Origin of the sequence: Desulfobotulus mexicanus, assembly GCF_006175995.1 — a bacterium.
Lineage (GTDB): Bacteria > Desulfobacterota > Desulfobacteria > Desulfobacterales > ASO4-4 > Desulfobotulus > Desulfobotulus mexicanus.
On the sequence record NZ_VDMB01000049.1, the window covers coordinates 1 to 7,165 of the forward strand.

The 7,165-nt window shown below is 45.8% G+C and carries 8 protein-coding genes and 1 pseudogene; 5 read left to right on the forward strand and 4 right to left on the reverse strand.

The genetic code is table 11. The features are described from left to right. The coding region (locus FIM25_RS16590) for a transposase (protein WP_179953479.1) at positions 1–639 on the forward strand (639 nt) is incomplete at its 5' end. A 71-nt stretch (positions 640–710) separates the two neighbouring features. On the opposite strand, the gene FIM25_RS16595 is transcribed toward FIM25_RS16590, so the two are convergent. Beyond that, on the reverse strand, positions 711–1,433 hold the full coding sequence (locus FIM25_RS16595; protein ID WP_218961489.1) for a recombinase family protein: 723 nt from the start codon (positions 1,431–1,433) through the stop codon (positions 711–713). Between the two features lie 804 nt (positions 1,434–2,237). On the opposite strand from FIM25_RS16595, the gene FIM25_RS16600 reads away from it, so the two are divergent. From FIM25_RS16600 to FIM25_RS16610, 3 genes are all read left to right on the forward strand, one after another. Beyond that, positions 2,238–2,636: a DUF2787 family protein gene (locus FIM25_RS16600; RefSeq protein WP_139450971.1), complete on the forward strand. Its 399-nt coding sequence runs from the start codon at positions 2,238–2,240 to the stop codon at positions 2,634–2,636. 130 nt (positions 2,637–2,766) lie between these two features. After that, positions 2,767–3,159: a YkvA family protein gene (locus tag FIM25_RS16605; RefSeq protein WP_139450972.1), complete on the forward strand. Its 393-nt coding sequence runs from the start codon at positions 2,767–2,769 to the stop codon at positions 3,157–3,159. 87 nt (positions 3,160–3,246) lie between these two features. Next, complete coding sequence (locus FIM25_RS16610) at positions 3,247–3,651, forward strand: hypothetical protein (RefSeq protein WP_139450973.1); 405 nt, start codon at positions 3,247–3,249, stop codon at positions 3,649–3,651. Between the two features lie 236 nt (positions 3,652–3,887). Here the strand turns inward: FIM25_RS16610 and FIM25_RS16615 are convergent, their stop codons facing one another. The 3 genes from FIM25_RS16615 to FIM25_RS16630 form a co-directional block, all read right to left on the reverse strand. Next, entirely contained in the window at positions 3,888–4,811 is a 924-nt protein-coding gene (locus FIM25_RS16615) for an Rpn family recombination-promoting nuclease/putative transposase (protein ID WP_246052255.1), read from the reverse strand. A gap of 267 nt (positions 4,812–5,078) precedes the next feature. Next, positions 5,079–5,504, reverse strand: coding sequence for a DUF6447 family protein (locus FIM25_RS17415; RefSeq protein WP_218961491.1), 426 nt, complete (start codon positions 5,502–5,504; stop codon positions 5,079–5,081). Positions 5,505–5,682: 178 nt separating this feature from the next. Further along, complete coding sequence (locus tag FIM25_RS16630; RefSeq protein WP_139450975.1) at positions 5,683–6,480, reverse strand: SapC family protein; 798 nt, start codon at positions 6,478–6,480, stop codon at positions 5,683–5,685. Between the two features lie 277 nt (positions 6,481–6,757). On the opposite strand from FIM25_RS16630, the pseudogene FIM25_RS17235 reads away from it, so the two are divergent. Further along, a pseudogene (locus FIM25_RS17235) lies at positions 6,758–7,165 on the forward strand (hypothetical protein); the annotation flags it as partial.

A 7,165-nucleotide genomic window follows, 5' to 3' on the forward strand; every position in this document is an offset into this window, starting at 1 on the left:
GAGCTTGGAGTCGAAATTGTCTCCCCGGCTATGGGCAAAACTCCGGCGGGTTTCAGTTTGACCGAATTCTCGTTTTCGGATGCAGACGAGATGATTGCCTGCCCTGAAGGCCAGAAGCCTAAAAAGATCAAGAACGGTAAGAATGATGGCAAGATTGTTCACTTCGATAAGGTCACCTGTGAAGGTTGCCCGAGGCAATCCGACTGTCCTGTAAAAATTTTAAAGAACAGTGCAACCATTAAGTATGACGACAAAGTTTTACGTCTGGCCAGACGAAGAGTGGTGGAAAAAACGGAGGGTTTTCGAGATGTCTACCGATTTCGTTCCGGCGTCGAGGCAACCATGTCCGACCTTGACCGCATGACTGGAATAAAACATCTGCGGATCAGGGGAATGACAAGGGTCAGGGTTGCAGCGGTACTCAAAGTGACAGGATTAAACATCCTGAGGGCAACTGCGTTCAGAAATCGCCTCAAAAGGGTAAAAAGGCGAGGTGAGGGGGCAAACACCCTTAAATTTGCCCTTCATAAGATTGTCAAAGAGCGCATTTTGCATCTACCAGACTCGATTCATCAATTTGTAAGGATATTTTTGTCCCGGAACAATCTTTTCAACTTTTCCTCACAAAATATGGCTTGAGACTTTTTGCGAGTGCATCATAGATATCTATCTTCTTTTTACCTGCGGGACAGACGGTATCCCGAACCACATTAGCGTCCAAAGTAAGTACTGGCATGGTAGTCCTCCATGTATTTAGATGGTTGCATATTCTTACCCGCTGTACGCCGGATACGGGAGATGGCAGCCCTGTCAAAGAACCTCCCCTGCTGACTCTGCAAACCACGGGCATTCAGTTCTCTGGCTATGGCAGCTCCACTCGTAAAGCCCTCAGATTCCAGCTGAGCGATGATAGGAAGGATCCTCTGATTCCACTCCCCTATCTTGGCTCTTCTGCATCTTCTGGCAGCACCCGTATCCCGATTACGCACCTCGGCCAGCTCCGGATTACCCAGCTGCACTCCCCGCTGTTTTGCGGCACCCAGTGCTGCCTTAGTACGGGCAGAAATCATTTTGGCTTCATGCTGGGCTACAGCAGCCAGGAGGTGTACCGTAAGAGGATCCACATCCGGTAGATCACACAAACGAAACCGTACTCCCATCTTCTGCAGCCCCGTAATGATGTGTAGATCTCTGGCCAGCCTATCCAGCTTGGCTACCAGAACAGTAGCTCCACTCAACAGGGCATGACTGACAGCAGCCTGGAACTGAGGTCTTTCACTGCTGGTACCGGACTCCACTTCCACGAACTCTGCTATCACCTGGCCTCCATAGTATTGTAAGAAATCCTTTACGGCCTGCTGCTGGGCTTCCATACCCAGTCCACTCCGGGATTGTTTGGCTGTAGATACCCTGTAGTAAGTTACATAGCGCATCGGCATTACCTCCCTGCTGTTTGCCAGCGTTACACTCTGCTAAAGGTTCGTTTAGCTGAGCTTAACGCTGTCTGGTTTATCGTCTGGCTGGCTTGTCAGGAGAAGGCTCTCTCCATCCAGGCCAGCAGCCAAGAGACGGATTCGTCTGCTTATATAGATAATATCTATCTCAAAACTCAGTAGATACGGGGAGGCAGCAGTCTTACCAGAGCCTTTACAAAGGGGAGCATTCAGGCAGTCTTCTCCAGTAAAATTTTTATTCGGTCAAAACCCACTGTTCAGTCAGCTCAGCAGCTGGTTCCACCTGTGGTGCCGGGATGGTTCCGGTGGTTCCAGTAATTTTTATCTGACAACGAGTTTTACCCCCCCCTTCGGCAAGTTGCCTCCCTACAAGTTTGAACATCTGCAGAGAAATCTGTCTTGCAAAGAGTACTGTTCTAAAGAAGGGGAAAAGAAAGTATGCATCAGGGTGCATCACAAGTTCACATTCAATAGACACTATGCTTAAGCGTCCTCACTCTCAGCTCTCCTCCTACTGCCACCCAGGCAAAAGCGTTTCAAAATGCCTTTCAAGTATATATTATTTCTATGAATATATATTTTTGCAGCAGTCTCTCCCTCTGACGGGGGAAAGGGGGAAGAAGGGCTAACGATGGGAAGACAGTCTGGCTGACAGAGAGGGAGCCAAAGCACAAACAGAGATAAAACGGTATTCCCAAGGAATAAAAGATAACAACCCTAAAGAAAAGACCCGGCCCTATACCAGTAAGATGGTATAGGGCCGGGTTCGTTACAGGAGGCTACATGGACATAAAAAAGCAGGGATATCCTCTCCCCATCTCTAAAGAGCTTATAGAGATACTGACCAAAGAAATACGGGTATCAGGGAACACCGATAACAAGGCAGTCATCCTGAATTTCAGAGATACAGGGTATGCTCCCGATACAGGAGGCTTTCACCCTGTAGAGATCATGGTGGCTGAAGATGGCAGCATTCAATACATTACAGACTTTACCTATGTGGGCTACCCGCCTGAACTGGCAAAGGAGCTGGATTTTGATTTCTCTCTGGGTATCTTTCAGCATATGGGTAAAGAATTTCCCATAGGCTACAACCACTCCCTGTTTTGTCTCTGGCAGGTAAACTTCTGTTCCTATTACGACATGGGAGTTTATACGGTAAAGGTAGAAGCTCTATCCTGAAAAAAGCTGTTCTCCCCTCCCCTCCTCTTTCAAAGCTGCTCTCCCACTTTCAAAGCTTCTTCACAGCTACCAGAGTATTTTTTCTAAAGGAAGTTCTCCCACAGACCATCTTAAAGCAGGAGGTATCCCCATGATGAATGTACATCAGGAAGTGCATAGGAATCGGGTAAAGTATGAAAAGGCTTACTCGGAAGAAAAGTTTGAAAAGAAGATACAGGAGCTGCCAGCCTCTGCAGGATGCCAGGTTCTAAAGACGGCTGTTACGCTCTATGTGATCCTGACAGAGGGTAAGGTTCCCTTATGGGCCAAAACCAGCATCATTCTGGCTTTAGGCTACTTCATCAGTCCCATAGACCTTATACCGGATATCATCTTCCCCATAGGCTATCTCGATGATCTGGCTGTGATGACGGCTGTACTGGCTAAGCTGCATTCCTTCAGGGATAACAGGACTGTCCAGGAAAAGGTGGAACTGCTGTTACCAGCACTGTGTCTGGGTAAGGCAGAGATAGCAAAACAGTAGCTGAGCCCAAAAGAACGCTTTCCCTCTTACTTTATGCGGTCGAATGCCCTCTGGGTGTTCGACTGTCTTGTTTAAGGAGACAGCCTTATGCTTATCAAAAACCTTACTCTTACGCTCTATCTTTCAGACCTGGAAGCAGAATTTAACAGTGTACAGGAGACTATTGCTGACCTTTCCCTGATAAGTTTTGAGCTGGTAAAGGATTGTCACTGGGGGGATCTGGACATGACCCTGTACATCTATGGAGCCGGAGACCCTGAGACAGAATACCCGGTGTATGAAGCCAGAATAGATACGGAGTTTTTTCTGGCAGAAGGGAGCTTTGGCAGGGTTGTCAGCTGTAAGAAGCTGGTTGCTTTATTCTCCTGTAGTCTTGTCGAAGAGATTTGCAGACGCAATATCCCGGTAGTCTGCAACAGGGGAGACAGTACGGAGACTTATATTGATCTGGAAAACCCTGGAGAAGGGGTTCTGCTACCTATGCTCCGGTAAGAGACAGGATGGCAAAGACTTTTTCCTAAGCCTGTAGGCAAGACAGGTTTTTGTAAGAACAAAGCAATACCTGAAGACAGCCTCTTTTACAGGGGCTGTCTTCGTCTTTTTCAATCTCTGCTTCCTTCTTTTCTTTTTTGCAAGAGTCACACTCTCTCACACCGAAACCACAAAATAACCCACAAGGCATTAAACGGATGCAAGGCACACCCTGGGCTACCTATGGCTGAAGGTGGTTAGTGCCTGGTAGCATCATCTTCCATCAGCAGATCCAGACCCTTGTCACCTGCGGCAATAACAGCTCTTACCTTTTCAGGGGTCAGCCTTGTAATCCTGGCTATCTCTTCAGGCTTCATATTGAAATCCCGAAGCTCCATGATGGTCTGGAACTTCTCTTCATGCCGTCCCTCACTACGTCCCTCACTACGCCCCTCGTTTCTGGCAAAAAACAAAGCCGAATCATGATCCCGCTTCCATCTGATGTGGGAATTATAGGCTTCACGCATATGTTCATCCTGAGTAAAACTCATGTACTTTTCTCTGGCGTTGGCTATCTGAGGATTGTTCTTCAAGATGTTTTCCATAATACCATCCTCCTTGTTCAGGCCTTCATTTTTGAGATAATAAAGCCAGTTATCCAGACTCTTATCCAGATTATAAGCAGTAAGCTTGGGAAGTTCAAGGAAATGCAGGGAAAGGTGATCCGTCAGGAGCAGTTCCGGCGTATCCTTTTCCCGGAGCATGAAGCAGAGGTGGTATCGATCCACATTCTTAAACATCTTAAAGTCAAGGATATTGATACAGACCACAGGACGCAGGGTAGCATAATTATCCCCCGTAACCAGCTGATCTCCATAGAGGGCAGTCCAGTAATACAAAGCCCGCTCCCCGAAAAAGCCCTTATCCGAGTTCTGCATTTCTATATCAATCCACCTGCCATCAGAAGATTTTGCCTTGATATCCAGTATGGTTTCTTTGGCATTGAGGATGGTCTGGATGTTGAAAGGATTTTTAATCACAAGGTCTGTGATCAAAGGGAATCCAGAGTTTTTCATAACGGCATTGATGAAATCAATGAGAATGGGCTTATGCTCTTCCTTGCCGAAGAGATATTTTATGAAGATATCCGATGTGGGTTTTACATAAAAATCCGTGAGCATCTGGTTCAAGGGGGCCTCCCGCTGGTTGCTGATTCATATGGCGGGAAGAAGCATAGCCTGAAAAAGGGACAGTGGGAAGTGGGGAGTGAGAAGTGGGAAGCAAGACAGCTTTCTGATAATGCTTCCACCTTTTCTTTTTGTATGAGTCACACTCTCTCACACCGAAGCCACACGCATTAAAGGCGCAAGAGCTAATGACAAGCCTCCCCCCCACCACCCGATAAGGCGGTAAGGGGGTTCAAGGAGGGCTGAACCTTTTTTTCACACCTACTGTACCGTTACAGGACGGGCAGACTTAATGGCCTCTGCCAGGGCACGACCGTAGGATTCACGAGCTGTATGGGCTATGGCTTCCTGATCTTTGAGCCTTTTCAGCTCTGCATCGGCGGTGCGAAGGTTCAAAAGCTGCTGACGACCTTCTTCACTGAAATCTTCAAGCAGATACCTGCGCTCATCAATAGTCACTACATCGGATTCTGTGCCGGAAGGTGCCTCTTTTTCAGGTAGACGCTGCTTTAATACTTCGGCATAGGAATTACGACCTGACTGCGTTATCGCAAGCTGGTTGCCAAGATTACGGATATGCTCTTCCGTTACCTGAATGTTTAACAGCTGAGTCCGGGCTTCTTCACTCAATTCTGATAAATCGTACTTCTGATTGTCGATGGTAATCAACTGAGGCTGTTCGGACATAATACTTCCTTTTCGTTACAGGGTGGACAGTCTCCCATGCTCTCAATACTATAGAAACTGAAAGCCGTTACTCAGAAAAATAAAACGGCAAGCAACCGCTTAGCTTCTCCATAGATACCCAAATACGTATTCAGTATCCGGACCATTATCGTCGTCCAGGTATCCATAGAACTCTTAATTAAAACTTTAAGGTGTCGTCATTATCACTAAACAACTCTTCTATTTGGCCAATATCCAGTGGTTTTACTTGTGAAGATGAAACTTTCTTACGCAGCCTGAACAGATGGTCAAAAACTGTAATGTGGTTAGTAGAAATCAACTGTGCATAAATAATGGGTAGGGCAGCTTCATCACGTAAATGCTGGAATTCTGCACTGGAAAGATCGTTGAGTTTCTTCTCATTTATTCGGTACAGACCATTAACCTTTTGAATTGTATCATCGACTAAAGGCTGATAGTCCCAAGGTTCTAATAAATCAAGTTGAGCTACAAGGTCTACCACTTTTTGTGTGGCAATACGGTTACGTTCTATTTGAGTAAGGAAGTCGATAACTTTTTGAAGTTCAGCTGCAGGCTTCCCGTTTTCATCAAAAAATTCAAGGGCATCAGCAGCTGTATCGTCTCCCTGATCTACAAGCAGATTACTATCAGCTTCAATACAAAGCGCAGGTGCTTTCATATCTTCAGCCTGATATAACCGAAACGGATAGCTTCGAAAGGTTGCAGGTACATAATTACCAAGCCAGCTACCCTGAGGAGAAATGAATGCGTTCTCATTATTGACTGGTGACAAAACAGCAACCAATGTATACTGGAATTCGCTAACGATAAAGGCTAATGGCATGGCTAATGAAGCCTTACCGACTTCAGCACCAACGATATTGATAACAGGATCCTTTGCAGCAAAGCTGTAATTATTAAATCGGCGCCACTTCTTTCCGTTTAGCATACTTGGTGCTACTGCCAGAAGTTGCATTGCATTGTTTCCTTTTACATTTTTATTGTTAAATAAAAAACCCCGCCCCCTGTTAAGGGTGACGGGGTTATCACATGCAGCGTAACATTAATAACCTCGATTCCCTGTTGATTTGTATACCTACAACGCTTAATGCCGTGCTAATATTTTGCGTAAGAACCTGAAACACCAAGGATTACCCTTGATTTTTGTTGAAAATTAATTTTTTAAAAGTTTAAAAAAGCTGGTTTTTTGACCCTTTGCAGGTATAATAACATATTACCACAAGGGGGGAAGCATGACTTGCATCGTGAAGCAAAAAGTTGGAAACCATACTTATCTTTATGAGTCAAAATCCTATCGAAATAGTGAGGGAAAATCCAGAAATAAACGCTGCCTCATCGGAAAKACAGAATGCCTGCCTGTGGGCAGCATGTCTTCTCAGCGGATAAGTGAACTTATGGGAGTGATCTCAGCGGATCAGCAGAATCAATTTTATCAGTTATGGTGCAAATTGCGGTCAGAAAAAGAGTATCTGGCCCTGGATATTACTTCCATCTCATCATACTCAAACCTTATTGATGATGTGGAGTGGGGCTATAATCGCGATCATGAGTCATTACCTCAGGTGAACCTCTGCCTGCTGATGGGTGAAAATTCACACCTTCCCATTTACCAGGAATTCTATAGCGGCAGCCTGAAGGAT

Excerpts from the sequence above, each read along its gene's own strand:
- FIM25_RS16595 (WP_218961489.1), bottom strand. The coding sequence starts at position 1,433 with ATGCGCTATGTAACTTACTACAGGGTATCTACAGCCAAACAATCCCGG.
- FIM25_RS16600 (WP_139450971.1), top strand. The coding sequence starts at position 2,238 with ATGGACATAAAAAAGCAGGGATATCCTCTCCCCATCTCTAAAGAGCTT.
- FIM25_RS16605 (WP_139450972.1), top strand. The coding sequence starts at position 2,767 with ATGATGAATGTACATCAGGAAGTGCATAGGAATCGGGTAAAGTATGAA.
- FIM25_RS16610 (WP_139450973.1), top strand. The coding sequence starts at position 3,247 with ATGCTTATCAAAAACCTTACTCTTACGCTCTATCTTTCAGACCTGGAA.
- FIM25_RS16615 (WP_246052255.1), bottom strand. The coding sequence starts at position 4,811 with ATGCTCACGGATTTTTATGTAAAACCCACATCGGATATCTTCATAAAA.
- FIM25_RS17415 (WP_218961491.1), bottom strand. The coding sequence starts at position 5,504 with ATGTCCGAACAGCCTCAGTTGATTACCATCGACAATCAGAAGTACGAT.
- FIM25_RS16630 (WP_139450975.1), bottom strand. The coding sequence starts at position 6,480 with ATGCAACTTCTGGCAGTAGCACCAAGTATGCTAAACGGAAAGAAGTGG.